Raw genomic sequence first — 25,706 nt, 5'->3', positions numbered from 1 at the left:
CGATGAATTACTGGCGAAGCCGGAACCGTTCCATGCGCGACATGACCTGCATCCGCGTGCGCACGCCCAGCCGTTGCAGAATGGCGGAGACGTGCTCCTTGACCGTATTCTCGGTGAGGCCCAGCTTGCGGGCGATGACCTTGTTCGGCAGTCCTTCCAGCACCAGCGCGAGCACCGAGCCCTGGCGCGGCGTCAGGCCCAGTTCGGCCGGCGTCACGGGAATGCCGTGGGCGGGGCCGAAGGACTGGGAGCGCCCGGAGAGCGCCTCGTCGGTCGGGAAGCTGGTATCGCCGGCCAGCACTTTGCGCACGGCGGCCGTGAACGCGTTGGCATCGAGGTGCTTGCCCACGAAGCCGCAGGCGGAGAGCGCCCGCGCGCGGCCCACGATCTCTGGCGTGGCCTCGGCGGACATGAAGATGAAGCGCGCGCTCGGGATCACGGTCTTGAATGCCAGCATGGCATCGAAGCCGGTACCGTCGTTCAGCCAGATATCGAGCAGCACGATATCGGGGCGCAATCCCTGGTTTAGCGAGTGGAGGGCTTCCTTGGCACTGCCCGCCGCGTGGACGGCGACATCGGGCATCACCTCCGCGAGAAATGCGGTGGTGCCTGAGAGGGCCATAGGATGATCATCGACCACCAACAAAGTCGGTGCAGCGTTCGACATGCGTATTCCCGTCTAATTTCCCGTCTCGTCCTTGTTGTCACCTACTTGCACAGTGGCGCGTGGACGTAGTGACCACTCTATCAGAGCGGGGGAGGCGTCACAATCCATCACACAGGGGTATATGCATCGTACTGGGCGCCGCGCGCCCGCTCCGGAGGCCGGTTTCGCGTGAATTAAGTACCTAATGTGCTCGCTTTGCAAGCGTTTGGACCACAGCTTGGTAGAATCGCGCCGATGAAAAATATTGTGATCCTGATTTCCGGGCGTGGCAGCAACATGGAAGCCATCGTCCGGGCCTGCGCCGCGGAGCAGTGGCCGGGGCGCGTGGCGGCGGTGCTGTCGAACCGTCCCGACGCCAGCGGTCTGGCGTTTGCGGGGGAACACGGCATTGCCACGGGCGTGGTGGACCACAAGCAGTACCCTGATCGTGCCGGTTTCGATGCGGCGATGCGCGATGCCATCGACGCGCACCAGCCCGATCTCGTTGTGCTGGCGGGCTTCATGCGCATCCTGACGCCCGAGTTCGTGGAGCATTACGCGGGCCGGATGCTGAATATCCACCCGTCGCTGCTGCCCAGTTTCCCGGGTCTCCATACCCATCGCCAGGCCCTTGAGGCCGGCGTCAAGTTTCACGGGGCGACGGTCCATTTCGTCACTCCGGAGCTCGATCATGGTCCGATCGTGCTGCAAGCAGCACTCGATGTTCTGCCTGGCGACACTCCCGAGTCGCTCGCCACGCGTTTGCTCGACTGCGAGCATGTGATGTATCCCCGCGCCGTCCGCTGGTTTGTGGAAGACCGTCTGCAGGTACGAGACGGCGTGGTTCAAGTTCAACCGGCCGAACCGCAGTGGTTCCTGGCCCTCTCCGCTCCGGCGGCAGGCATCTCTCAATGAGTCGTAATCCCGCAACACCTCAGGACAAAATCCAGCGTTCGCGCGGCAGCAAAGGCAAGGGCAGCCCGATCCGCATGGCCCCCACGCCGCGCCCGCAAGGGGTGGATGGCGCACATGGGCGCTCGGGTAGCCTGCAGGCTTTCCACCTGCAACACATCGAACGGCTGCTGGGCAAGGTGCTGCTGTTCGCACGCCCGGCCGACGCCGTGGTCAGCTACTACTTCCGCGAGAACGCGAAACTCGGTCATCGGGATCGCGGCATCATTGCCGAGGCAATCTATGCAGTGTTGCGCCGACGCGTCGAATTCGGCCAATTCGCCGAAAGTGGCACCGGTGCGGCCACCCGCCGACTGGGCCTGCTGGGCCTCGCCGCGACGCTGGGCCGCGATGTCCTGAGCCCGTTCCTTTACCCGGATGAAGCCGAGTGGCTGGACCGTCTGACGACGATCGAGCGCTCCAGCCTCTCGCCGCGCGTGCGGGCGAACCTGCCGGAATGGCTCTACGACGACCTCGTCGCGCACCATGGCGAAGCCTTCACCACCGCCCTCGGCGATGCGTGGCTGCGTCCCGCGCCGCTGGATCTGCGCGTGAACACGGCCAAGATCTCCCGCGAAGAAGCGCTGGCCGAACTGGAAACGGCTGGCATCGCCGCCGAAGTCGCCCCGATGTCGCCCGCCGGCATCCGCCTCAAGGGCAAGCCCGCGCTGAACCAGTTGCCGCTGTTTATCAACGGCGGCGTGGAAGTGCAGGACGAAGGCAGCCAACTGCTGTGCCACCTCGTGGCGCCCAAGCGTGGCGAGATGGTTGTGGATTTCTGCGCCGGCGCGGGTGGCAAGACGCTGTCGCTGGGCGCCGCCATGCGCTCGACCGGCCGGCTCTACGCCTTCGACGTCTCCGAGAAGCGTCTGGCCAACCTGAAGCCGCGCCTGGCGCGCAGCGGGCTGTCGAACGTCCATCCGGTGCTGATCGATTCCGAACGCGACGCCAAGATCAAGCGTCTGGCTGGCAAGATCGACCGCGTACTGGTGGATGCGCCTTGCAGCGGCCTCGGCACCCTGCGCCGCAACCCGGACCTGAAGTGGCGCCAGTCGCCGGAGTCGGTGGTGGAGCTGACCGCGAAGCAGTCGGCCATCCTTGACTCGGCGGCCCGCCTGGTGAAGGGCGGCGGACGAGTCGTATATGCGACTTGCAGCGTGCTGGAAGCTGAAAACGAGGCAATCGTCCGCGATTTCCTGGCAACCCACGAGAATTTCCGCCTCGTGCCGGTGGCTGAAGTGCTGGCCGAGCAAAAGATCGAAGTGCCCCAGTTGCCGGCAGAAGGCGGCATGTTGGCGCTGTTTCCGCATATCCATCAAACCGATGGCTTCTTTGCGGCGGTGTTGGAACGCACCCGATAAGCCCCGGCGCCCATGGAGCATTCCGGATTTGGCAAGATGCTGGACGACCTGCTCCGCGATGCAGGCGGGCCGGGCTTCTTCTGGCAGCTTGGGGTGCTGGCCGCCTGCCTGGTGGTGGCATGGCCGCTCGCGCGCCATGTGACCCGCCGGCTGGAAGCGCGCTACGAATCCTCGAGTTTCTCGCTCCGGCTGGCCGCCGTCAGCCTTGAGCGGGCGATGTTTCCGCTGATTGGCTGGCTGCTGGTCCTGGCCGCGCGCTTCGCGCTGGCGCCGTTCCTGTCGATCAGCGTGTTGCGGCTGGCGCTGGTGCCGCTGTTCGGCATCACCTCGCTTTATGTCGGCTTCTATATCCTGCGGCGCGTATTGTCGGGCAACGGGCAGTTGCACGGCATGCTGGTGCTGGTGGAGAAGGTGCTGACCACGGCGGTCTGGCTCGGCATGGCGCTGTACGTGCTGGGCGTGCTGTCCGACGTGATGGCGTGGATGCATGCGGTGCGCTTCTCGATCGGCGGCAAGCACGACGTCAGCCTGGCCAGCACGCTGATGGCCGTGGTCTGGATTCTGCTGACCGTGCTCGCGGCGATGTGGTTTGGCTCGTGGCTCGAGGAGCGGCTGATGCGCGCGCCGAGCCTCGATTCGAACCTGAAGGTGGTGCTTACGCGCATCGCCAAGGCGTTGCTGCTGCTGGTGTCGCTGCTGCTGAGCCTGTCGCTGGTCGGCATCGATCTGACCGTGCTGTCGGTATTCGGCGGCGCGCTGGGCGTGGGCCTCGGCCTGGGCCTGCAGAAGATCGCCAGCAACTACATCTCGGGCTTCATCATCCTGCTGGACCGCTCGGTCAAGCTCGGCGACCAGATCACGGTGGACAAGTACACCGGCATCGTCTCGCAGATCCGCACCCGCTACACCGTGGTGCGTAATGGTGACGGCGAGACGCTGGTGCCAAATGAGCAACTTGTCGCCCAATCGGTGCAGAACCATTCGTTTTCAGGGACAAATGTGCGCGTAGCGACACGCGTGCAGGCCGACTACGCCGCCGACCCCGAAACGGTGATCACGCTGCTCCAGGATTGCGTGCGCGGCCTGCCGCGTGTGCTGCCCGAGCCGGCCCCGGCTGCGTTTCTTGTCATGTTTGCGGACAGCGGCATCGAGTACGAGGTGGCGGTCAACATTGCCGACCCGCAAAACGGCAAGCTCGGGGTGCAATCGGCGATGAATCGTGCTATTTGGCGCACTTTCCGCGAACATGGCATCTCGATCCCGTATCCCCAGCGGGAGATGCGCGTGCTGGCATCCCAGGCGGCGCCTGCGCCACCCCTCGCATGAAAGGGGAACGAAAGCCATAGGGGGCACTCAAAGTCGGGGAAAAAGCGGATGTTCGAGTGGCGCCGATCCGGTAGAATACCGGGTTGACGCGCGCTTGCAGAGCAAGCCGCAGCCCCACACAAAACAGCCGCCAGATTGCAGCGGCTCGTGCCTTCGCCCGGCTCCCATACTGTTTCGACAGGTTGCGCCAGGCGCCAGTAATAATCGCAATCGCCTGATTTCGCAGTCTTTTTTCTGCGCGTTCGCCGTGCCGCACCATTGTGCCGCGCTGCAAGACCTTCGATTCACAGACGGAGAACAGTTTGTTCGACTCAATTCTTGACTGGGCCGCCAACGGCCTTGCCAACTGGTCCTGGTGGGAGATCGTGATCTTCACCCTCGTGGTGACGCATATCACGATCGCCGGCGTGACCATTTTCCTGCACCGCTGCATGGCGCACCGGTCGCTGGACCTGCACCCTATTGCGCAACACTTCTTCCGCTTTTGGCTCTGGCTGACGACGGGCATGGTGACCAAGGAATGGACCGCCATCCACCGCAAGCACCACGCCAAGTGCGAGACCGAGGACGATCCGCACAGCCCGCAGACCCGCGGCATCCGCAAGGTGCTGCTGGAAGGCGCGGAGCTGTATCGCGAGGAAGCCAAGAACAAGGAAACCGTCGCCAAGTTCGGCCATGGCACGCCTGACGACTGGGTCGAGCGCAACGTGTACTCGCGCTTCGCCTGGCAGGGCGTTGGCCTGATGCTGATCATCGACSTGGCGCTGTTCGGCGTGATCGGCCTGTCGGTCTGGGCCGTGCAGATGCTCTGGATCCCGATCCACGCGGCCGGCATCATCAACGGCCTGGGCCACTGGTGGGGCTATCGCAACTACGATTGCGAGGATGCTTCGACCAACGTGTCGCCGTGGGGCTTTATCATCGGCGGCGAAGAGCTGCACAACAACCACCACACGTATCCGACGTCGGCCAAGTTCTCGATCAAGTGGTACGAGATCGATGTGGGCTGGTGGTACATCCGTGCGATGCAGTCCGTGGGCCTGGCCAAGGTCAAGAAGACCCCGCCCAAGGCGCGTCTGGTGGATGCCCGCCCGGTGGACCACAACACGCTGGAAGCGATCATCGCCAACCGCTACGACGTTATGGCGCGCTACGCCAAGGCCGTGAAGAGCGCATACAACGAGGAACTGGAGAAGCTGAAGGAAGGCCGTGCGGCCGACTACAGCCACTTCAAGCTCGCCCGCAAGTGGTTCCATCGCGAGGAAGGCAAGCTGGCCGCGCCGCAGCGCCAGCAACTGGCCAGCATCGTCGAGCAGAACAAGGCGCTGCATACCTTCGTGGAAATGCGCCGCGAACTCGCCGCGATCTGGGGTCGTTCGAGCCTCACACGCGAGCAGCTGCTCCAGCAACTGCAGGCGTGGTGCCATCGCGCCGAAGCCAGCGGAATCCAGGCCCTGCAAGAGTTTTCGCTGCGCCTGCGCCGGTACGCCTGATACAATTCTCGTCGCGCCCGCATGGTAAAAGCCCCGCCCCTGGCGGGGCTTTTCTTTTCGCTACACTCCCCCATGTCCAGGTCAGACCGCGTGCTTCCAAGCGCGGCGGCCCACGGGTGCCCCGAGGAGTACTGCTGAGATGACCCCACAAACGATCAAGTCCATCGAGTTCGAGAAACCGAACCTGACGGATACCGAAAGCGCAGCCGGCGGCAGTTGCGTGGCCCATGCCTGGGCCAAGGTACCGCCCGCGCTGACCCCCGACGAGCGCCAGGCACTCAAGGCCCGCATCCGCAAGCTGCTCAAGGAGCGCAACGCGGTGCTCGTGGCGCACTATTACGTCGATGCCGACCTGCAGGACCTGGCCGAGGAAACCGGCGGCTGCGTGTCGGACTCGCTGGAAATGGCGCGCTTCGGCCGCGATCATGCGGCCCAGACGCTGGTCGTGGCCGGCGTGCGCTTCATGGGCGAGACCGCCAAGATCCTGAGCCCCGAGAAGACCATCCTGATGCCGGACCTCGACGCCACGTGCTCGCTGGACCTGGGCTGCCCGGCTGACGAATTCTCGGCATTCTGCGACGCCCACCCGGATCGCACGGTGGTGGTCTATGCCAATACCAGTGCGGCCGTGAAGGCCCGTGCGGATTGGATGGTGACGTCGAGCATCGGCCTGAAAATCGTCGAACATCTACACGCGCGCGGCGAGAAAATTCTCTGGGCACCGGACAAGCACCTCGGCGGCTACATCCAGAAGGAAACCGGCGCCGACATGCTGCTGTGGCAGGGCTCCTGCCTGGTGCATGACGAGTTCAAAGGCATCGAGCTGGACCTGCTGCGCAAGGACTATCCGAATGCCAAGATCCTGGTGCACCCGGAATCCCCGGCCAATGTGGTGGCGCAGGCGGACGTGGTGGGTTCCACGAGCCAACTGATCGCGGCGGCCCAGCACCTCGACGCCAACGAGTTCATCGTGGCCACCGACAACGGCATCCTGCACAAGATGCGGATGGCCGCGCCGGGCAAGCACTTCATCGAGGCTCCCACGGCCGGCAACAGCGCCACCTGCAAGAGCTGCGCGCATTGCCCGTGGATGGCCATGAATGCGCTGACCAATCTGGCCGAAGTGCTGGAAACGGGGCGCAACGAGATCCAAGTGGACCCAATCATCGGCCAGCGCGCCGTTACCTGCATTGATCGGATGCTCAACTTCGCCGCGCAGCAGAAGGCCAATGTGCGGCCGGCCAGCGATCTGGCCCAGACGGGCGCGCTGTTCCAGGGAGTGGGCCCGGCATGACTGTGAATTCCGTGTTCGATAGTTACGGCCCGGCGCTGCCCGCGGCGCTGGCAGCCAACGTGCAGGCCGCGATTGCCGAGGATGTGGGCACCGGCGACCTGACGGGCCTGCTGATTCCGGCCGACAAACCCGTGCAGGCGCGCGTGATCGTGCGCGAGAGCGCGGTGCTGTGCGGCCAGCCCTGGTTTGAGGCGTGTATGGCGGCCGTCGATGCGCGGCTCCAGGTGCGCTGGCTCAAGGAAGAGGGTGCGCGGATGGCCCCCGATGATGTGGTGTGCGAGATTGCCGGCCCGGCCCGTGCGCTGCTGACGGCGGAGCGGCCATCGCTGAACTTCCTGCAACTGCTGTCCGGCGTGGCCACGGCCACCCGGCGCTATGCGGATCTGATTGCCGGCACGCGGGCCCGCGTGCTCGACACCCGCAAGACGCTGCCCGGCCTGCGCCTGGCGCAGAAGTACGCGGTGCGCATCGGCGGCGGCGAGAATCAGCGGCTGGCGCTCTATGACGGCATCCTGATCAAGGAAAACCATATCGCGGCGGCGGGCAGCATCACGGCGTCCATGCAGGCTGCGCTGGCGCTGGGCACGGACGCCTCGGTGCAGATCGAGGTGGAGTCAATCGCCGAACTGGAAGAGGCACTCGCTGCCGGCGCCAAATCGGTCCTGATCGACAACTTTACGGTGCCGATGATGCGCGAAGCGGTGGAAATCAACCGTGGTCGGGCGCTGCTGGAGGTGTCGGGCGGCGTCAATGCCGAGTCGATTCGGGAATTCGCCGAAACGGGCGTGGACCGGATCTCGGTGGGCGCGCTGACCAAGGATGTGCGCGCGACCGACTATTCGCTGCGGATCGTTGGGTAACGCGCAAAGCGCATCGCAAAAGGGAAGGGGCCGTATCGGCCCCTTTTTCACGTCTGTTTTACGACTTTTGCTTGTTCTGTCGATGCTGCGCCGCGCGGCCCAGCAGCGGCTGGAGCACGGTCGGCAACGCCTTGGGCAGCGTGTCGGGGTAGTCGCGGCTGAAGTGGAGGCCCCGGCTTTCGTGGCGCGAGTACGCGCTGTCGACGATCAGCGCCGCCACTTCGACCAGATTGCGCAGTTCCAGCAGGTCGCGCGTGACGCGGAAGTTGGCGTAGTACTCGGCAATTTCCTCGCGTAACAGACCAATCCGGTGCTGGGCGCGCTCGAGGCGCTTGTCCGTGCGGACGATGCCGACGTAGTTCCACATCATGCGGCGCAGTTCGTCCCAGTTGTGGGACACCACCACTTCCTCGTCCGCATCGGCCACGCGGCTGGCATCCCAGGCGGGCAGGCTGATATCCGGCGCGCCGGCCTTGTCCTGCCGGGCGATGTCCTCGGCGGCTGCGCGACCGATCACCATGCATTCGAGCAGCGAGTTGGAGGCCAGCCGGTTTGCGCCGTGCAGGCCGGTGCAGGCGGTCTCGCCCACGGCATAGAGGTTCGACAGGTCCGTGCGACCCGCAGTGTCGGTCACCACGCCGCCGCACGTGTAGTGGGCGGCCGGTACCACGGGAATCGGCTCGCGGGTGATATCGATGCCCAACTCCAGGCAACGTGCGTAGATCGTCGGGAAATGTTCCTTCAGGAACGCTTCCGGCTGGTGCGTGATGTCGAGGTAGACGCAGTCGAGGCCGCGCTTCTTCATCTCGAAGTCGATCGCGCGCGCCACCACGTCGCGCGGTGCCAGTTCGGCACGCGGATCGTGGTCGGGCATGAAGCGGGTGCCGTCGGGCAACTTCAGCAGGCCACCTTCGCCACGTACCGCCTCGGAAATCAGGAACGACTTGGCGTAGGGGTGGTAGAGGCAGGTCGGGTGGAACTGGATAAATTCCATGTTCGACACCCGGCAGCCGGCACGCCACGCCATGGCGATGCCGTCGCCGGTCGCAGTGTCGGGGTTGGTCGTATAGAGATAGACCTTGCCCGCGCCGCCGGCGGCCAGCACCGTGTGGGTGGCCGTGATGGTACGCACGGCGCCCGTGGTGTCGTCGAGCACATAGAGGCCGTAGCAGCGGTTGCCTGGCAGGCCGAGCTTGGTGGCCGTGATCAGGTCGATCGCGAAGTGGTCCTCGATGATCGTGATGTTCGGGTGCTGGCGTGCCTGCTCGGTCAGCGTGGTGACCACGGCGTGGCCCGTGGCGTCCGCCGCGTGGATGATGCGGCGCCGGCTGTGGCCGCCTTCGCGCGTCAGGTGGAAGCCCAGTTCTGCCTGGGCATCGCGGGTGAAGGGCACGCCCCGGTCGATCAGCCACTGGATTGCCTCGCGTCCATGCTCCACGATGAAGCGCGTCGCGCCTTCATCGCACAGCCCGGCGCCAGCGACCAGCGTGTCCTGCGTGTGTTCGTCGTGGCTGTCGCCGGAGTCGAGCACTGCGGCGATGCCGCCCTGGGCCCAGTCGCTGGCGCCATGCGTCATGGCGCGCTTGCTGAGGATGACAACCCGGTGGCTATCGGCCAGTTGCAGCGCGACGGTGAGGCCGGCCAGCCCGCTGCCGACGATCGCGACGTCGAAGTTCATGGTGCAGGGTTCGCGCGGAGCGAATGCGCGTCAGGGAAAGCTGGAAAGTGTACACCCGCATACCGGTTCGCGGACGCCCCAGCCCTTGCCGCATAAGGGTTTGCGGTCAATAAAAACGGGCAACAAAAAACCCCGCGAAGCGAGGTGCTCGGCGGGGTTCTTCATCGGAGACCGGATCAATTACTTGATCTTGGTTTCCTTGTAAGGCACGTGCTTACGGGCGACGGGATCGAACTTCGAGATCTCCATCTTTTCCGGCATGGTGCGCTTGTTCTTGGTGGTCGTGTAGAAATGACCCGTACCTGCGGTCGATTCCAGCTTGATCTTGTCGCGTCCGCCTTTGCTGGCCATGTTGTACTCCTATTTAGACTTCGCCGCGTGCGCGCAGGTCGGCGAGCACGGAGTCGATGCCTTTCTTGTCGATCAGGCGCAGGCCGGCGTTCGAGACGCGCAGGCTCACCCAGCGGTTTTCCGATTCAACGAAGAAGCGGCGATTCTGCAGATTGGGCAGAAAACGGCGCTTGGTCTTGTTGTTTGCGTGGGAAACGTTGTTGCCGACCATCGGCGCTTTCCCGGTCACTTGACAGACGCGTGCCATGAAGCACTCCTAAATCTTATTCGTGGACAATGTTCGCAACAGATCAACAAAAGGCGCGCGGGCCCGGACTGCAGCGGATTGAGACTTCAGCAAAACGAACATTATAGACCGGAAACGACTGGCGAATCAACGCCTTCCGCGCTGAGGGGAAGACTTAGTGTTGTGCCGCAGGTTTGCCGTGCTGCCGGGATCACGTGGACGCGCTCACGTGGGCGGGACGGCGGGCAGCCGGTCATGCTCGGCGAACGAATAGATATCGCTGCCGGCGACAATGTAATGGTCCAGCAGCCCGATGTCCAGCACGGCGAGCGCCCGGGCGAGGTGCCGTGTGGTGGAAAGGTCAGCGAAGCTGGGTTCTACGGGGCCGTGCGGGTGGTTGTGGGCGACGATGACATGGGCGGCGTTGTATGAAAGCGCTTCGCGCGCCACTTCTCGTGGATAGACCGTGACGCCACCCAGGGATCCGCGTCCAAGCTCTACATTGGCGAGCAGGCGGTACGCACTATCCAGATAGAGGGCGATGAAGACCTCGTGCGGCAGGCGCGACAGCGTCAGCCGCAGGTAGGCGCGGACCGCGCGCTCGGAATCCAGGCCGCGCGGGGCCTTGAGCGTCTCGGCCAGCGCGCGCCGGGTCAGTTCCGGCACCACGCGCAGCTGGGCCTGCTTGGCGGCGCCCATGCCCTTGATCGTGGCAAGGGTATCGGTATCTGCGGCAAACAGCCGCGTCAGCGAGCCGAAGCGCCCCAGCAGCTCCCGGGCGAGGTCCACGGCGCTCTTGCCGGGGCTGCCCACACGTAGGAAAACAGCGAGTAATTCGGCGTCGGACAATGCTCCCGGGCCGCCCAGCGCCAGCTTTTCGCGGGGGCGCTCCTGGGCGGGCCAGCGGGGAATTGGCAGCATCGACATCGAATCGTCTCCAGAAATTGCCACACTAACTGTCATGCCGGCTGCGACGGAGGCCGGCGGCAGACGGGCCAGTCGAATACAATACGGGTTGTTGACCGGTTGATCACCCATGAATTTGCAAACTTTTGCGTCAGAAGCGGAAGGCGGCGGCGCGGCTGCCCGCAAGACAGTCCTGGCGGACTCCTTCCTGACCCTCCACTACAGCATCTCCCTCGAGAACGGCACCGAAGTCGTGAGCACGTTCGAGGAAAAACCCGCCACGCTGCTGCTTGGCCAGGGCCAGCTCGCGCCCAACCTCGAGGCGGCGCTGCTCGGCATGCCCGAGGGCCAGCGCATGACTTACCGCCTGGCGCCGGAGCATGCCTTCGGCCCGCGCAACCCCGAACTGCTGCAGTGGGTCTCGCTGGCCACGCTGCGCGAGAACAGCTCGTTCGAGGAAGACTATTCGCCCGGCGACCTCGTGGAATTCAATGCACCGAACGGCGGCAAGTACGCCGGCGTGCTAAAGGAATTCGGCGAGACCGCCGCGCTGTTCGACTTCAACCACCCGCTGGCCGGACAGACCATCCTGTTCGATGTCCAATTGATCGGAATTCTCTGATGTCAGCCGTTGTGACGGACCCCAGCATGCCCGAGCTCACCCTCCCCATCGACGCCGAGATCCTGATGGCGCAGCCGCGTGGCTTCTGCGCCGGCGTGGACCGCGCGATCGAGATCGTCGAACGCGCGCTGGCGCTGTTCGGCGCGCCGATCTACGTGCGCCACGAGATTGTCCACAATGCCTACGTGGTGGCCGATCTGCGCAACAAGGGCGCGGTGTTCGTCGACGAACTCGACGAAGTGCCACCCGGTTCGACCGTGATCTTCAGCGCGCATGGCGTGTCGAAGGAAGTGCGCGCAGACGCCACCGCGCGTGGCCTGACCGTGTTCGACGCCACCTGCCCGCTGGTGACCAAGGTGCACGTCGAGGTAGGCAAGATGCGCGCCGAAGGCTGCGAGATCATCATGATCGGCCACAAGGGGCACCCCGAGGTGGAAGGCACGATGGGCCAGGCCGAGCGCGGCATGCTGCTGGTGGAGTCGGTCGAGGACGTCAACCGTCTGGCCGTGTCCGACCCGTCGCAACTGGCCTACGTCACGCAGACCACGTTGTCGGTGGACGAGACTGCCGAGATCGTGGCGGCGCTGAAGGCGCGCTTCCCGGATATCCGCGAGCCCAAGAAACAAGACATCTGCTATGCCACGCAGAACCGCCAGGACGCCGTGAAGTTCATGGCGCCGCAGGTGGAAGTGGTGATCGTGGTGGGCAGCCCGAACAGCTCGAACTCGAACCGCCTGCGCGAGCTGGCGGACCGCCTCGGCGTGCCGGCCTACATGGTCGACGATCCTGACCAGCTCAAGCCCGAGTGGGTGGCAGGCAAGCGCCGGATCGGCCTGACCGCAGGGGCCTCGGCCCCCGAAGCACTGGCCCAGGCCATCGTCGAGCGCCTGCGCACGTTCGGCGTGCGCAGCGTGCGAGCGCTGGAAGGCGTGGAGGAGAACATGTCCTTCCCGCTGCCGCGCGGCCTCGCCAGCGTGTCCGTGCAGTCCTGATCCTGCCTGTTTCCGCCTGATTGCCGGACATCGACCTGAAACGGGTCGGTGTCCGCGCCCGTCGTTCTCCCGTCCCGCCGCTTCTTCTTCCTTCCCCGTTTTTCGCTGTTCTGCCATCGCACCGCGCTGGTGCGTATCGTTGCGTCCGCTATTTTTGTCGCGACGTGCGCTGCCGCACTATCGGAGACATTTAAGGACTTACAAAACCGCGCCCGGCGCCATAATGCCGCAATACGTGTCTTAACACCCAGACAATATCAGGGTAATCCCCGAGGATGGGGTTTTCCCTATTATGGTGCGGCGCTACATTCTGCACATTAGAGAGGCGGCCCGGTATTTGAAATGAAATACCTAATTAATACCTGGCCATTATATGTGGCGCGGCGCAGGCTTGTGACGTGGCGCAAGCGCCTCCGGCGAGACTCGGGCACGATTCTTGTAAGCACAGGTGACGGGTCTGCCAAATGGGCGGAGATTGCCCCAATCTGTGCATTGGGGAAATTCCCTAGCGCAATTGGTGGGTAAATGGTTCAGGTTGTTGCGTCGCGTATTGCATCCGCAAAGAAAGGGGATACAATGCGCGCGTTTCAAATTGAAACTAAACAAAGGGCGGTCCAGGGAATACGTCCGGGAGGCGTAGTATTTCCCTGTTTTTGTGAATCCTAGGAGATCACTCATGCAATTCACGTTTGCCAAGATTCTGCCGATCGCGGCCGCTGTGGCGCTGGTCGCTGCATGTGGCAAGAAAGAAGAAAAGCCGGCTGATGCGGCAGCATCGGCACCTGCCGCGGCGGCACCGGCTGCAGGTGGCGGTGAAACCATCGTCAAGATCGGCCACGCGGCTCCGCTGACGGGCGGCATTGCCCACCTTGGCAAGGACAACGAAAACGGCGCGCGCCTGGCCGTGGAAGAAGTCAACAAGACCGGTCTGGAAATCGGCGGCAAGAAGATCAAGCTGGAACTGGTGGGCGAAGACGACGCCGCCGATCCGAAGACCGGCACCGCCGTGGCCCAGAAGCTGGTGGACGCGAAGGTCGTCGCCGTGGTGGGTCACCTGAACTCGGGCGTCTCGATCCCGGCTTCGAAGATCTACAGCGATGCCGGCATCGTCCAGATCTCGCCGTCGTCGACCAACCCCGACTACACCAAGCAAGGCTTCAAGACCACGTACCGCGTGGTGGCTACCGACGCCCAGCAGGGTCCGGCACTGGCCAACTACGCCGCCAAGAGCCTGGGCGCCAAGAGCGTGGCCATCGTCGACGATGCCACCGCCTACGGCAAGGGCCTGGCCGACGAGTTCGAGAAGACCGCCAAGGCTTCGGGCGTGAACGTGGTGGCACGTGAAGCCACCAACGACAAGGCCACGGACTTCAAGGCCATCCTGACCAAGATCAAGGGCAAGAAGCCGGACGTGATCATGTACGGCGGCATGGATGCCACCGGCGGTCCGTTCGCCAAGCAGGCCAAGGAACTGGGCATCACCTCGAAGATCGTGGGCGGCGACGGCGTGTGTACCGACAAGGTGGCTGAGCTGGCCGGCGATGCCGTGACCAACATCATCTGCTCGGAAGCCGGTCTGGCCCTGTCGAAGATGGAAGCCGGCGACGACTTCCAGAAGCGCTACCAGGCACGTTTCAACGCCCCGGTGCAGATCTACGCACCGTTCACGTATGACGCCGTGATGGTGGTCGTCGATGCCATGAAGCGCGCCAACTCGTCCGAGCCGGCCGCCATCCTGGCCGAAATGCCCAAGACGAACTACAAGGGCGTGATCGGCAACATCGCCYTCGACGAAAAGGGCGACATGAAGGAAGGCACCATCACGCTGTACGAGTACAAGGACAAGAAGAAGTCCGTCCTCGACGTCGTGAAGATGTAATTCCGGGCTTACCGGCCCATCCGAACGGCACCGTGAGTATTTTGCGGTGCCGTTCTTTTTAGTCTCGCCAACGGTTGACAGCATCCTTACCATGGATGGAACAGGGCGGGCAGCACACCAGCAAGTCATCACCTCTCTACCCGACCCATCCAACATTACCGTCCCACCCACGGCATCCACACCATGCCGCGCGGCCTGGGGCTGAAGCAGGAGTTTTCATGGATATCTTTATCCAGCAGATCGTGAACGGTCTGGTGCTCGGCAGCATCTATGCGCTGATCGCACTGGGCTACACCATGGTCTACGGCATTCTGGGCATCATCAATTTCGCGCACGGCGACGTGCTGATGATTGGCGCGCTGACCGCGCTGTCGGCCATCATGGGGCTGCAGAAGTTCGCGCCCGGCCTGCCCGAGTGGCTGACGCTGGTGATCGCCACGCTGATCGCCATGCCCGTCTGTGCAGTACTGTCCTTTTCGATCGAGCGGATTGCCTACCGGCCGCTGCGCAACGCGCCGCGCCTGGCCCCGCTGATCACCGCCATCGGCGTCTCCATCATCCTCCAGACGATGGGCATGCTGATTTGGTCGCGCAACCCGCTGACCTTCCCGCAGCTGCTGCCCTCGAGCCCGATCGACATCGGTTCCACGGGCGCCACCATCACCGGCAAGGAAATCGTCATCATCGGCATGGCCGTGATGGTGATGGCTGGCCTGCTGGCCCTGGTCAACCGCACCAAGCTCGGCCGCGCGATGCGCGCCACCGCCGAGAACCAGAAGGTGGCGGGCCTGATGGGCGTGAACCCCAACTTCGTGATTTCGGCCACGTTCATGATCGGCGCCGCCCTGGCGGCGCTGGCAGGCGTGATGATGGCCACCAACTACGGCAACGCGCACTTCTACATGGGCTTCATCCCCGGGCTGAAGGCGTTCACCGCCGCGGTGCTGGGCGGCATCGGCAACCTGGCCGGGGCGATGGTCGGCGGCATGCTGCTGGGCCTGATCGAAGCACTGGGCGCCGGCTACATCGGCGACCTGACCAACGGGGTGTTCGGCTCGAATTACCAGGACGTGTTCGCGTTCGTCGTGCTGATTACCGTACTTGTGTTCCGTCCGTCCGGCATCATGGGCGAACGCGTGGCCGACCGCGCCTGAGGAGAGCGAATCCATGAATACTCCGATTCCATCCACGGCCGTCGCGGCACCGTCGCGCGTGCCGGCCAAGACGCTGGCGGCCCTGCTGGGCTTCCTCGTCGTGGCGCTGTGCGCGCCATTCTTCGTCCAGACCTTCGGCGGCAACTACTGGGTGCGCGTGCTCGACTTCGCGCTGCTCTACATCATGCTGGCGCTGGGCCTGAACATCGTGGTCGGCTTTGCCGGCCTGCTGGACCTGGGCTACATCGCGTTTTACGCGGTGGGCGCCTACCTGATGGCGCTGCTCGGTTCGCCGCACCTCGCCAACCAGTTCGAATGGATCCATCAGCTGTTCCCGAACGGGCTGCATCTGTCGATGTGGTTCGTGCTGCCCATTGCACTTGGGGTGGCGGCGCTGTTCGGCGTCATGCTGGGCGCGCCTACCCTCAAGCTACGGGGCGACTACCTGGCCATCGTGACGCTGGGCTTCGGTGAGATCGTTCGTATTTTCATGAACAACCTGGACCGCCCGGTCAACATCACCAACGGCCCCAAGGGCATCACGGCGGTAGACCCGGTGCACATCTTCGGCTTCGACTTCTCGAAATCCCACGAGATCTTCGGGCTGAAGTTCACGCCGGTGTTCATGTACTACTACCTGCTGGTGTTCCTGGTCATCGTGATCGTGTTCATCTGCCTGCGCCTGCAGAACTCGCGGATCGGCCGGGCCTGGGTGGCGATTCGTGAAGACGAGATTGCCGCCAAGGCGATGGGCATCAACACCCGYAACRTSAAGCTGCTGGCGTTCGCCATGGGCGCCTCGTTCGGTGGTGTGTCGGGTGCTGTATTCGGCGCATTCCAGGGCTTTGTCTCGCCCGAGTCGTTCACGCTGTGGGAATCGATCTACATCCTGGCCATCGTGGTGCTGGGCGGCATGGGCCATATCCCGGGCGTGATCCTGGGCGGCATCCTGCTGGTGGGCTTCCAGGAACTGCTGCGCGTGGTGGCGGAGCCGATGCAGACCGGCCTGTTCGGCCATGTCATCGTCGATGCCGAGGTGCTGCGCCAGCTGATGTTCGGCCTGGCACTGGTGGGGGTGATGCTGTATCGCCCGGCCGGCATCTGGCCGTCGCCGCGCAAGGAAGATCGCCCGGTGGTGCGCCGGGCGGGCAGCGTTGGCCGTTTCTGACCAGGAGGACATCATGAGCAACAACGAATTCCTCCTGTCCGTACAGGGGGTCAACAAGCGCTTCGGCGGCCTGCAGGCCCTGTCCGACGTGGGCCTGCAGATCCGCAAGGGCGAGATCTACGGCCTGATCGGCCCCAACGGCGCCGGCAAGACCACGTTCTTCAACGTTATCACCGGCCTGTACACGCCCGATTCCGGCGAGTTCGTGCTGGGCGGCAGCGCCTACCAGCCGACGGCCGTGCATGAAGTGGCCCGGACCGGCATTGCCCGCACGTTCCAGAACATCCGCCTGTTCGGCGAGATGACCGCGCTGGAGAACGTGATGGTGGGCCGCCACGTGCGGAGCAAGGCCGGCGTGCTCGGCGCGATCTTCCGTCCGCCCTCGGTACGGCGCGAGGAAGAGGGCATCGAGGACATGGCCCACGATCTGCTGGACTACGTCGGCATCGGCAAGTACGCCAACTTCACCGCGCGCAACCTCTCCTACGGCCACCAGCGCCGCCTGGAGATTGCCCGCGCGCTGGCCACCGAGCCCAAGCTGCTGGCGCTGGACGAGCCTGCGGCCGGCATGAACGCCACCGAGAAGGTGGAGTTGCGCGGCCTGCTCGACAAGATCCGCAACGACGGCCGCACCATCCTGCTGATCGAGCACGATGTGAAGCTGGTGATGGGCCTGTGCAACCAGATGACCGTGCTGGACTACGGCAAGGTCATCGCCCAGGGCCTGCCGCAAGACGTGCAGAACAATCCCGCGGTGATCGAGGCTTACCTCGGCGCATCGGCACACTAAGGCGGGAGAGACGCGCAATGAAACAGACAGTACTGAAGATTTCCGGCCTGAAGGTCGCCTACGGCGGCATCCAGGCCGTCAAGGGCGTGGACCTGGACATCCACGACGGCGAGCTGGTGACGCTGATCGGCGCCAACGGCGCGGGCAAGACCACCACCATGAAGGCCATCACCGGCCTGCAGGGCTGGGCCGGCGGCGACGTGGAGTACATGGGCAAGTCGATCAAGGGCGTGCCCAGCTACACGCTGCTGAAGCAGGGTCTGGCGATGGTGCCGGAAGGCCGCGGCGTGTTCGCGCGCATGACCATCACCGAGAACCTGCAGATGGGCGCGTACACGCGCAACGATGACGCGGGCATCAAGCGCGATATCGACCGCATGTTCGAGACCTTCCCGCGCCTGAAGGAGCGGGCGGACCAGCTGGCCGGCACGATGTCTGGCGGCGAGCAGCAGATGCTGGCCATGGCGCGCGCGCTGATGAGCCAGCCCAAGCTGCTGCTGCTGGACGAGCCGTCGATGGGTCTCTCGCCGATCATGGTCGAGAAAATCTTCGAGGTGGTCCGCACGGTGTCCGCGCAGGGCGTGACCGTACTGCTGGTGGAGCAGAACGCGCGCCTGGCGCTGCAGGCTGCCCACCGCGGCTACGTGATGGAGTCCGGCCTGATCACCATGAGCGGCGACGCCAAGCAGATGCTGGACGACCCCAAGGTGCGCGCGGCCTACCTGGGCGAGTAATCGCCCGGCAGCATCCCGGCCAGTAAAAAAGCCTCGCGATTCGCATCGCGAGGCTTTTTTTATCGACCGAAGCCGGGGATCAGGCCAGCTTCTTGAGCAGCGTGCGCAGCATGCCGATCATCTGGTCGATCTCGCCGCGCGTGACGTTCAGCGCCGGCATGAAGCGCAGCAGGCCCGGACGCGGGGCGTTCAGCAGCAGTCCTTCCGGCCCCATGTCGCGGGCTTCTTCCACGATCTGCGCGCCGATCTCCTTGTTCAGCACCAGCGCGCGCAGCAAGCCTTCGCCACGCTCGCCACCCAGGCCGAATTCGGCCGACAGCGCCAGCAGCTGCTCGCGCAGGTACTCGGCCTTGGCCTTTACCTCGTCCAGGAAGCCCGGCGCGGTCAGCTGGGCGATCACGCTGCTGCCCACCGCCGTCATCAGCGGGTTGCCGTTGTAGGTGCCGCCCTGGTCGCCGGCCTCGAAGCTGGCCACCTCGGCCTTGCAGAGCAGGGCGGAGAGCGGCACGCCGCCGCCGATGCCCTTGCCCAGCGTCATGATGTCCGGCTCCACGCCCGACAGCTCGTAGGCGAACAGCGTGCCGCAGCGGCCGCAGCCGGTCTGCACTTCATCGACGATGAACAGCAGCTTGTGCTTGTCCGCCAGCGCGCGCAGGCCTTGCATGAACTCGCGCGTGGCGGGAATCACGCCGCCTTCGCCCTGCACCGGCTCCAGCATGATGCCGACGGTCTTGTCGGTGATCAGGGCCTCCACGGAAGCCAAATCGTTCAGCTCCGCCTTCGGGAAGCCCGGCACCTGCGGCGCGAAGATGGTGTCCCAGCCGGCCTTGCCCGACGCGCTCATGGTGGCGAGCGTGCGGCCGTGGAAGCTGTGGTCCATGGTGATGATCTCGTACGCGCCGTTCTTGTGCTTGCGCCCCCACTTGCGGGCCAGCTTGATTGCGCCTTCGTTGGCCTCGGCGCCGCTGTTGGCGAAGAAGACCTTGTCGAAGCAGCTGTTGTCGGTGAGCTGCTTGGACAGCACCAGCATCGGCTCGTTGTAGAAGGCGGGGCTCGGGTTCAGCAGCTTGCGGGCCTGCTTCTCCAGCGCCTCGATCATGCCTTCGTTCGAATGGCCCAGGCTGTTCACCGCCCAGCCCTGCACGAAGTCCAGGTATCGCTTGCCGTTATGGTCCGTCAGCCAGGAGCCCTTGCCTTCGGTGAAGACCAGCTCGGGGCGGTTGGTGATGTACATCAGGGATTGGACGGGAAAATCGGCAAATGCCATGGCGGACTCCTGGGTTCGGCGAGTAAGGGGTGAGAGGATCAGACCGGCAAAAACAAAAAGCCACGGGGGTTGCCCGTGGCTTGTCGACCTGAACAGATGCGATGGACGGTCAGCCGCGAGGCACCCTGAGAGGGAGCGACGTACGTGCGCGGCGTCGGAGCATGATCGTGTTCATGTCGGCCAATATAAGGCGCATGCACCCGGGTGTCAAAACCAAATGTGGAAAGTCTGGCAGACCCGGGTGGCATTGTTGTGTCGACGGAACGGCTTGGGGGTGGTCAGGCGGCCCCGGCCGGGTGCATGTCGGCCTCGGACGTGAACGAATCGGCGAAGAACGCGTCCTCGTGCAGTTTGCACTGGGCGGTGAAGTCCGTGCGGGCCGCGTTGACCATCACCGGGGCGCCGCAGGCGTAGACCTCGTGGCCGGACAGGTCCGGATGATCGTCGATCACGGCCTGGTGCACGAAGCCGGTGCGGCCCGCCCAGTTGTCCTCGGCCTGGGCGTTGGAGATCACCGGCACGTACTGGAAGTTCGGCAGGTCGCGCGCCCACTGCTCGCACAGCGCGTGCATGTAGAGATCGGCCGGGCGGCGGCCGCCCCAGTACAGCGTCATCTTGCGGTCGATGCCGGTATAGGCGGCATGCTCGACGATGGCCTTGATCGGCGCGAAACCCGTGCCGGAGGCCAGCAGGATGATCGGCTTGTCCGAGTCCTCGCGCAGGAAGAAGCTGCCCAGCGGGCCTTCGAAGCGCAGGATGTCGCGCTCCTTCATGGCCGGGGCGCCTTCCTTGGCACCGAACACGTAGTCGGTGAACGCGCCGCCGGGCATATGGCGGATGTGCAGCTCGATCGGGCCTTCCTCGTGCGGCGGCGTGGCGATGGAGTAGCTGCGGCGCTTGCCGTCCCGCAGCAGGAATTCCACGTACTGGCCGGCCAGGTACTGCATGCGCTCGGTGGCGGGCAGTTGCAGGCGGATGGCGATCACGTCGTCCGCCAGGCGCTCCAGCGTGCTCACGCGGCAGGGAATCTTCTTGATGGGGATGTCACCGGCGCCGTGTACTTCGCGGCACTCGATGGTGATATCCGAAGTGGCGTTGGCGCAGCAGAACAGCGCGCGGCCTTCGGTCTTTTCCTGGGCCGTCAGGGCCGAGGCGGCATGGTCGCCCTGGACGAAGCTGCCTTCGACCACACGGCCCTTGCAGGAGCCACAGGCGCCGTTCTTGCAGCCGTAGGGCAGGCCGATGCTGTGGCGCAGGGCCGCGCCGAGGATGGTTTCATCGGCAGCCACCTCGAACTTGTGGCCGCTGGGCATGACGGTTACTTGATAAGCCATAATCAGGTCTATGAGCCAAATTCTGTCGCCGCATGCGGCATTGTCTTACTCCCGGGCGGGTCGCCGCCTGGGCCGTCCGCGCCTGCTGATCGTCGGCTGCGGTGATGTCGGTTCGCGGGTGCTGCGCCTGCTGGCGGCACGCATGCGCGTGTTCGCCGTGACGTCGCAGCCTGCCCGGCGGGCCGAGTTGCGCGCCGCGGGCGCGGTGCCGCTGGTGGCCGATCTGGACCGGCCTGCCACGCTGGCAAGGCTGCGTGGACTGGCGGACCGGGTCATCGACCTGGCCCCGCCGCCCGCGCAGGGGAATGGCGATCCGCGCACACGTGCCTTGCTGGCTGCGTTGCGCCGTACGGCATGGCGCCGCGCCCGGTCGGGGCGCATGGCTGCCCACGCCGCCAGCGAGGCCGCCATTCTACCCGAGCGAGGCTGGCACCGCGCGTTTGAGGCGGCGGCCCGGCATCAGTCCGCCGGAGCCTTTGTCTATGCCAGCACGACTGGCGTCTATGGCGATCGGGGCGGCGCCCGCGTCCAGGAATTCGACACCGTGCGGCCGAAGACGCCCCGGGCGCGCCGGCGCGTTGCGGCCGAGTCCGCCGTGCGCCAGTTCGGGCGCGACGCAGGCTGGCGCGCCAGCATCGTCCGCATTCCCGGCATCTACGCGGCGGACCGCCTGCCTGTAGCCCGCCTGCACAAGGGCACGCCGGCGCTGGCGCCGCAGGACGACGTCTACACCAGCCATATCCATGCCGACGACCTCGCCCGCACCATGATCGCGGCGCTCTGGCGCGGCCGGCCCCAGCGCGTGGTGCACGCCAGCGACGACACCGAGCTGCGCATGGCCGATTACTTCGACCTCGTGGCAGACCGCCGTGGCCTGCCCCGGCCCCCGCGCATCACCCGCGAGCAAGCGCGCGAGGTGATCGAACCGGCACTGCTGAGCTTCATGAGCGAATCGCGCCGGCTCGACAACGGCCGGCTCAAGCGCGAGTTGCGGCTGCGGCTGCGCTATCCCACCGTCACGGACTTCTTCGACGCCTGACTGGGCCCTGACCCAGCCTGCGGCTCCCTGGCACACCGCTTGCGATTCCTATCGCCGCGGTGCTGCTGTCTATACAGGACTGTGCACAATCACCCCATAACGGTGCGATTCAAGGCGTATTCGGCGCTTTTATAGGGCACTCGCCTAGTGCAAACCCCGCGTTGACTTGTATAGACAGGCATTGCACCATTGCCCGACCACAAAGGAGCCGACAGCATGACCCTGCACCGCCGCGCAACGCTCGCCGCCATCGCCCTCGCATCCCTCGTCACCACGCTCGCCGTCCCGGCCCACGCGCAGAACACGCCCGTGACGCTCGGCATGAGTGGCTGGACCGGCTTCGCCCCGCTCACGCTCGCCGACAAGGCCGGCATCTTCAAGAAGAACGGCGTGGACGTGGATATCAAGATGATTCCGCAGAAGGACCGTCACCTGGCGCTGGCCTCGGGCGCGATCCAGTGCGCGGCCACCACGGTGGAGACCCACGTGGCCTGGAATGCCAACGGCGTGCCGATCACGCAGATCGTGCAATTAGACAAGTCTTATGGCGCGGACGGCCTGGCCGTGCGCGGGGATGTGAAGTCCTTCGCGGACCTCAAGGGCAAGACCATTGGCGTGGATGCGCCGGGCACCGCGCCGTACTTCGGCCTGGCGTGGATGCTCAAGAAGAACGGCATGACGCTCAAGGACGTGAAGCTGACCACGCTGTCCCCGCAGGCCGCGGCGCAGGCTTTCGTGGCCGGGCAGAACGATGGCGCGATGACCTACGAGCCGTATCTGTCGACGGTGCGCGCCAATCCGGACAAGGGCAAGATCCTCGCCACCACGCTCGACTACCCGATGGTCACCGACACCCTCGGCTGCGCGCCGAAATGGCTCAAGGACAATCCCAAGGCCGCCCAGGCGCTGGTGGACAGCTACTTCGAGGCGCTTGAGATGATTCGCAAGGATCCGGCCAAGTCGAACGAGATCATGGGGGCGGCGGTCAAGCAGACCGGCGAGCAGTTCGCCAAGTCGTCGGCCTACCTGCGCTGGCAGGACAAGGACGCCAATCGCACCTTCTTCGCGGGCGAGCTGGCCAGCTTCAGCAAGGAGGCCGCGGCCGTGCTGCTCGATATCGGCGTGATCCGCCAGGCGCCGGACGTGACCACGCTCTATGACGCCCGATTCCTCAAGTAAGCCGGAGGCCGCCGTGAGCCAGATTTCCCAGGTTTCCACGCCCGTGGCGCGCATGCCCGCACCGGCGAACGGTGCAAGCGGCGATGACAGCACCGCCGCCGCGCGCCGCCGCCATCCGTGGCTGTCGCCGCTGGTGCCGGTGGGCGGCCACGCGCGCTGGCTGCTCGGCCTGTCGTTCTTCGCGGTCTTCTTCGCGGTGTGGGCGGCGGTCACGCTGGGCGGCTTCGTGCCGCGCACCTTCCTGGCCGACCCGCTGACCATGGCGCGCGAAGGCGTCGTCCTGTTCACGCAATACAACTTCCTCGGCGACATCGGCATGACGGTGTGGCGCGTGGTCGGCGGCTTCGTGCTGGCCGCCGTGCTGGCCGTACCGCTCGGCATCTTCATGGGCGCGTACAAGGCGGCGGAAGCGTTCTTCGAGCCCTTTGTCTCGTTCTGCCGCTACCTGCCGGCCTCGGCCTTTATCCCGCTGCTGATCCTCTGGGCCGGCATCGGCGAGACGCAGAAGCTGCTGGTGATCTTCATCGGCTCGTTCTTTCAGATTGTGCTGATGGTGGCGGTGACGGTGGGCGGGGCGCGCAAGGATCTGGTGGAGGCCGCCTACACGCTCGGCGCTACGCCGCGCGGCATCGTGCGGCGCGTGCTGATTCCGGGCGCGGCGCCGGAGATTGCCGAAATCCTGCGGCTGGTGCTGGGCTGGGCCTGGACCTATGTGATCGTGGCGGAGCTGATCGGCTCGTCGTCCGGCATCGGCCACATGATCACGGACAGCCAGGCGCTGCTCAACACCGGGCAGATCATCTTCGGGATCATCGTTATCGGCTGCATCGGGCTGGTGTCCGATCTCGTCTTCAAGCTGGCCAACCAGCGCCTGTTTCCGTGGAGTTCGATCAAATGAGCGCGCTGTCGATCCAGCAGGTTTCTCGTACTTTTTCGAATCCGCGCGGTGGCGTCACCCAGGCGCTGCTGCCGGTGGACTTCGATGTGCGCGATAACGACTTCGTCACCATCCTTGGCCCGTCAGGCTGCGGCAAGTCCACGCTGCTGCGCATCGTGGCAGGGCTGGACACGCCCTCGGGCGGGCGCGTGCTGCTCGACGGCCAGCCGGTGGCCGGGCCGGGCGCCGATCGCGGCATGGTGTTCCAGTCGTACACGCTCTTTCCGTGGCTGACCATCGAGCAGAACGTGCGCTTCGGCTTGCGTGAGCGCGGCATGAGCGCGGCGAACCAGAAGGAGCGGAGCGACTATTTCATGGCCCGCGTGGGGCTGCGCGGCTTCGAGCACCACTACCCGAAGCAGCTCTCGGGCGGCATGCAGCAGCGCACGGCGATTGCCCGCGCGCTGGCCAACGACCCCAAGATCCTGCTGCTCGACGAGCCGTTCGGCGCGCTGGACAACCAGACCCGCGTGCTGATGCAGGAGCTGCTGCTCGGCATCTGGGAGTCCGCGCGCAAAACGGTATTATTCGTCACGCACGATATCGACGAGGCCATCTTCATGGCCAACCGCGTGGCGGTGTTTTCCGCCAGACCGGGTCGGATCAAGAGCGAGATCGCGGTGGATTTCCCCCATCCGCGCCATTACACGATCAAGACTTCGCCCGAGTTCTCCGCGCTGAAGGCGCGGCTGACCGAGGAAATTCGTGCCGAGGCCATGGCCGCGGCCGAGCACTGACCGCCATGAATCACCCCGCTGCCGGCTCCATCCCGACCAACCCCTCCACGACTTCGGCCCCCTCCGCGCTCTATCAGCAGGTGAAGGAGTACATCGCCCGCCAGATCCAGAGCGGCGCATGGCAGCCGGGCGACCGCGTGCCGTCGGAGCAGGAGCTGGTGACCCGGTTCTCGGTGTCGCGCATGACCGTCAACCGGGCGCTGCGCGAGCTGTCCGAGCAGGGCAGGGTGGTGCGCGTGGCCGGCGTGGGCACCTTCGTGGCGGAGCACAAGCCGCAATCGACGCTGCTCTCCGTGGTCAACTTGCAGGACGAGATCCGCATGCGCGGCCATGACTATGCGTGCGATGTGATCCTGGTGGAGCGCGTCTCGGCGTCGATCGAGGTGGCGGCGGCGCTCGAGCTGCGCACCGGCGAGTCGGTCTATCACTCGGTCTGCGTGCATCGCGAGGATGGCGTCCCGGTGCAGCTGGAAGACCGCTACGTCAATCCGCGCGTGGCGCCGGACTTCATCACCCAGGATTTCCGCGATACGCAGCCGGGCGAATACCTGCTGCGCAACGTGCCTTACGACCAGGTGGAACACGTGGTCGATGCGATTGCCGCTACCCCCGAGCAGGCCGCGCAACTGGAAATGCCGCCGACCCAACCGTGCCTGCTCCTGACGCGGCGCACCTGGACGAGTGGCGTGCCGGTCACGTTCGTGCGCTGCCTGCATCCGGGCAACCGCTATCGCCTCGGCAGCCGCTTCCGCGCCGACGGCAATCCGGCCTTCGGCTAAAAC

25 protein-coding genes are annotated in these 25,706 nt (G+C 65.1%); 18 read left to right on the top strand and 7 right to left on the bottom strand.

All coding sequences use genetic code 11. The features are described 5' to 3' along the window. Nucleotides 1-7: 7 nt before the first annotated feature. The gene (locus tag AC1DEL_RS15885) at nucleotides 8-667 is read right to left on the bottom strand and encodes a response regulator (protein WP_092300966.1); all 660 of its coding nucleotides are present in this window, start codon (nucleotides 665-667) and stop codon (nucleotides 8-10) included. Nucleotides 668-901: 234 nt separating this feature from the next. Between AC1DEL_RS15885 and purN the strand changes: the two genes are divergently transcribed. From purN to nadC, 6 genes are all read left to right on the top strand, one after another. Further along, nucleotides 902-1,561, top strand: coding sequence for a phosphoribosylglycinamide formyltransferase (gene purN / locus AC1DEL_RS15880; protein WP_092300963.1), 660 nt, complete (start codon nucleotides 902-904; stop codon nucleotides 1,559-1,561). Next, nucleotides 1,558-2,958: an RsmB/NOP family class I SAM-dependent RNA methyltransferase gene (locus tag AC1DEL_RS15875; RefSeq protein ID WP_477125984.1), complete on the top strand. Its 1,401-nt coding sequence runs from the start codon at nucleotides 1,558-1,560 to the stop codon at nucleotides 2,956-2,958. The genes purN and AC1DEL_RS15875 overlap by 4 nt, the downstream gene beginning before the upstream one ends. Nucleotides 2,959-2,970: 12 nt before the next feature. Then, complete coding sequence (locus AC1DEL_RS15870) at nucleotides 2,971-4,284, top strand: mechanosensitive ion channel family protein (RefSeq protein ID WP_477125985.1); 1,314 nt, start codon at nucleotides 2,971-2,973, stop codon at nucleotides 4,282-4,284. 302 nt (nucleotides 4,285-4,586) lie between these two features. Then, entirely contained in the window at nucleotides 4,587-5,777 is a 1,191-nt protein-coding gene (locus AC1DEL_RS15865; protein ID WP_477159116.1) for a DesA family fatty acid desaturase, read from the top strand. Nucleotides 5,778-5,916: 139 nt separating this feature from the next. Next, the gene (gene nadA, locus AC1DEL_RS15860; RefSeq protein WP_092300951.1) at nucleotides 5,917-7,071 is read left to right on the top strand and encodes a quinolinate synthase NadA; all 1,155 of its coding nucleotides are present in this window, start codon (nucleotides 5,917-5,919) and stop codon (nucleotides 7,069-7,071) included. Beyond that, nucleotides 7,068-7,931, top strand: coding sequence for a carboxylating nicotinate-nucleotide diphosphorylase (gene nadC / locus AC1DEL_RS15855; RefSeq protein WP_441592319.1), 864 nt, complete (start codon nucleotides 7,068-7,070; stop codon nucleotides 7,929-7,931). Before nadA ends, nadC begins: the two co-directional genes overlap by 4 nt. 58 nt (nucleotides 7,932-7,989) lie before the next feature. On the opposite strand, the gene nadB is transcribed toward nadC, so the two are convergent. From nadB to radC, 4 genes are all read right to left on the bottom strand, one after another. Continuing rightward, complete coding sequence (gene nadB / locus AC1DEL_RS15850) at nucleotides 7,990-9,609, bottom strand: L-aspartate oxidase (RefSeq protein ID WP_477125986.1); 1,620 nt, start codon at nucleotides 9,607-9,609, stop codon at nucleotides 7,990-7,992. A 180-nt stretch (nucleotides 9,610-9,789) separates the two neighbouring features. Then, nucleotides 9,790-9,960, bottom strand: a complete 171-nt coding sequence (rpmG, locus tag AC1DEL_RS15845; RefSeq protein ID WP_008644909.1) for a 50S ribosomal protein L33 — start codon at nucleotides 9,958-9,960, stop codon at nucleotides 9,790-9,792. Nucleotides 9,961-9,973: 13 nt separating this feature from the next. Beyond that, nucleotides 9,974-10,207, bottom strand: coding sequence for a 50S ribosomal protein L28 (gene rpmB, locus AC1DEL_RS15840; RefSeq protein WP_006575661.1), 234 nt, complete (start codon nucleotides 10,205-10,207; stop codon nucleotides 9,974-9,976). Between the two features lie 204 nt (nucleotides 10,208-10,411). Further along, the gene (gene radC, locus AC1DEL_RS15835; protein WP_092301061.1) at nucleotides 10,412-11,104 is read right to left on the bottom strand and encodes a RadC family protein; all 693 of its coding nucleotides are present in this window, start codon (nucleotides 11,102-11,104) and stop codon (nucleotides 10,412-10,414) included. A 118-nt stretch (nucleotides 11,105-11,222) separates the two neighbouring features. On the opposite strand from radC, the gene AC1DEL_RS15830 reads away from it, so the two are divergent. The 7 genes from AC1DEL_RS15830 (at nucleotide 11,223) to AC1DEL_RS15800 (ending at nucleotide 18,431) form a co-directional block, all read left to right on the top strand. Continuing rightward, nucleotides 11,223-11,714 carry an FKBP-type peptidyl-prolyl cis-trans isomerase gene (locus AC1DEL_RS15830; RefSeq protein WP_092300942.1) on the top strand — a complete coding sequence of 164 codons (492 nt, stop codon included), beginning with the start codon at nucleotides 11,223-11,225 and terminating at the stop codon, nucleotides 11,712-11,714. 26 nt (nucleotides 11,715-11,740) lie between these two features. After that, nucleotides 11,741-12,706 (top strand): 4-hydroxy-3-methylbut-2-enyl diphosphate reductase, encoded by a 966-nt coding sequence (ispH, locus tag AC1DEL_RS15825; RefSeq protein WP_177220010.1) that lies wholly within the window; start codon nucleotides 11,741-11,743, stop codon nucleotides 12,704-12,706. Nucleotides 12,707-13,382: 676 nt separating this feature from the next. Further along, entirely contained in the window at nucleotides 13,383-14,585 is a 1,203-nt protein-coding gene (locus tag AC1DEL_RS15820) for a branched-chain amino acid ABC transporter substrate-binding protein (RefSeq protein WP_477159115.1), read from the top strand. 218 nt (nucleotides 14,586-14,803) lie between these two features. Next, nucleotides 14,804-15,739 carry a branched-chain amino acid ABC transporter permease gene (locus tag AC1DEL_RS15815; RefSeq protein ID WP_092300933.1) on the top strand — a complete coding sequence of 312 codons (936 nt, stop codon included), beginning with the start codon at nucleotides 14,804-14,806 and terminating at the stop codon, nucleotides 15,737-15,739. A gap of 13 nt (nucleotides 15,740-15,752) precedes the next feature. Next, nucleotides 15,753-16,907: an ABC transporter permease subunit gene (locus tag AC1DEL_RS15810; RefSeq protein WP_477159114.1), complete on the top strand. Its 1,155-nt coding sequence runs from the start codon at nucleotides 15,753-15,755 to the stop codon at nucleotides 16,905-16,907. Nucleotides 16,908-16,920: 13 nt separating this feature from the next. Further along, a complete protein-coding gene (locus AC1DEL_RS15805) occupies nucleotides 16,921-17,697 on the top strand; it encodes an ABC transporter ATP-binding protein (RefSeq protein WP_477125987.1) in 777 nt (258 codons plus the stop codon). A gap of 17 nt (nucleotides 17,698-17,714) precedes the next feature. Further along, nucleotides 17,715-18,431 (top strand): ABC transporter ATP-binding protein, encoded by a 717-nt coding sequence (locus AC1DEL_RS15800; RefSeq protein ID WP_092300924.1) that lies wholly within the window; start codon nucleotides 17,715-17,717, stop codon nucleotides 18,429-18,431. A gap of 79 nt (nucleotides 18,432-18,510) precedes the next feature. Here the strand turns inward: AC1DEL_RS15800 and AC1DEL_RS15795 are convergent, their stop codons facing one another. Beyond that, nucleotides 18,511-19,698: an acetylornithine transaminase gene (locus tag AC1DEL_RS15795; RefSeq protein ID WP_092300921.1), complete on the bottom strand. Its 1,188-nt coding sequence runs from the start codon at nucleotides 19,696-19,698 to the stop codon at nucleotides 18,511-18,513. A 278-nt stretch (nucleotides 19,699-19,976) separates the two neighbouring features. Then, the gene (locus AC1DEL_RS15790; protein ID WP_477125988.1) at nucleotides 19,977-21,032 is read right to left on the bottom strand and encodes a CDP-6-deoxy-delta-3,4-glucoseen reductase; all 1,056 of its coding nucleotides are present in this window, start codon (nucleotides 21,030-21,032) and stop codon (nucleotides 19,977-19,979) included. Nucleotides 21,033-21,042: 10 nt separating this feature from the next. Between AC1DEL_RS15790 and AC1DEL_RS15785 the strand changes: the two genes are divergently transcribed. From AC1DEL_RS15785 to hutC, 5 genes are all read left to right on the top strand, one after another. Continuing rightward, nucleotides 21,043-22,071 (top strand): NAD-dependent epimerase/dehydratase family protein, encoded by a 1,029-nt coding sequence (locus AC1DEL_RS15785; RefSeq protein WP_477125989.1) that lies wholly within the window; start codon nucleotides 21,043-21,045, stop codon nucleotides 22,069-22,071. A 216-nt stretch (nucleotides 22,072-22,287) separates the two neighbouring features. Continuing rightward, nucleotides 22,288-23,250 (top strand): ABC transporter substrate-binding protein, encoded by a 963-nt coding sequence (locus AC1DEL_RS15780; RefSeq protein ID WP_092300912.1) that lies wholly within the window; start codon nucleotides 22,288-22,290, stop codon nucleotides 23,248-23,250. Nucleotides 23,251-23,302: 52 nt separating this feature from the next. Then, entirely contained in the window at nucleotides 23,303-24,148 is an 846-nt protein-coding gene (locus AC1DEL_RS15775; RefSeq protein ID WP_477108738.1) for an ABC transporter permease, read from the top strand. Continuing rightward, a complete protein-coding gene (locus AC1DEL_RS15770; protein WP_441592329.1) occupies nucleotides 24,145-24,924 on the top strand; it encodes an ABC transporter ATP-binding protein in 780 nt (259 codons plus the stop codon). The genes AC1DEL_RS15775 and AC1DEL_RS15770 overlap by 4 nt, the downstream gene beginning before the upstream one ends. A 5-nt stretch (nucleotides 24,925-24,929) precedes the next feature. Continuing rightward, nucleotides 24,930-25,703, top strand: coding sequence for a histidine utilization repressor (gene hutC / locus AC1DEL_RS15765; RefSeq protein WP_477108672.1), 774 nt, complete (start codon nucleotides 24,930-24,932; stop codon nucleotides 25,701-25,703). Nucleotides 25,704-25,706: the final 3 nt, after the last annotated feature.

The sequence above is a fragment of the Cupriavidus sp. 10L43_2 genome, from assembly GCF_056395265.1.
The sequence above is the reverse complement of the archived record's forward strand: the minus strand, read 5'-3'. Positions and strand labels throughout refer to the sequence as shown.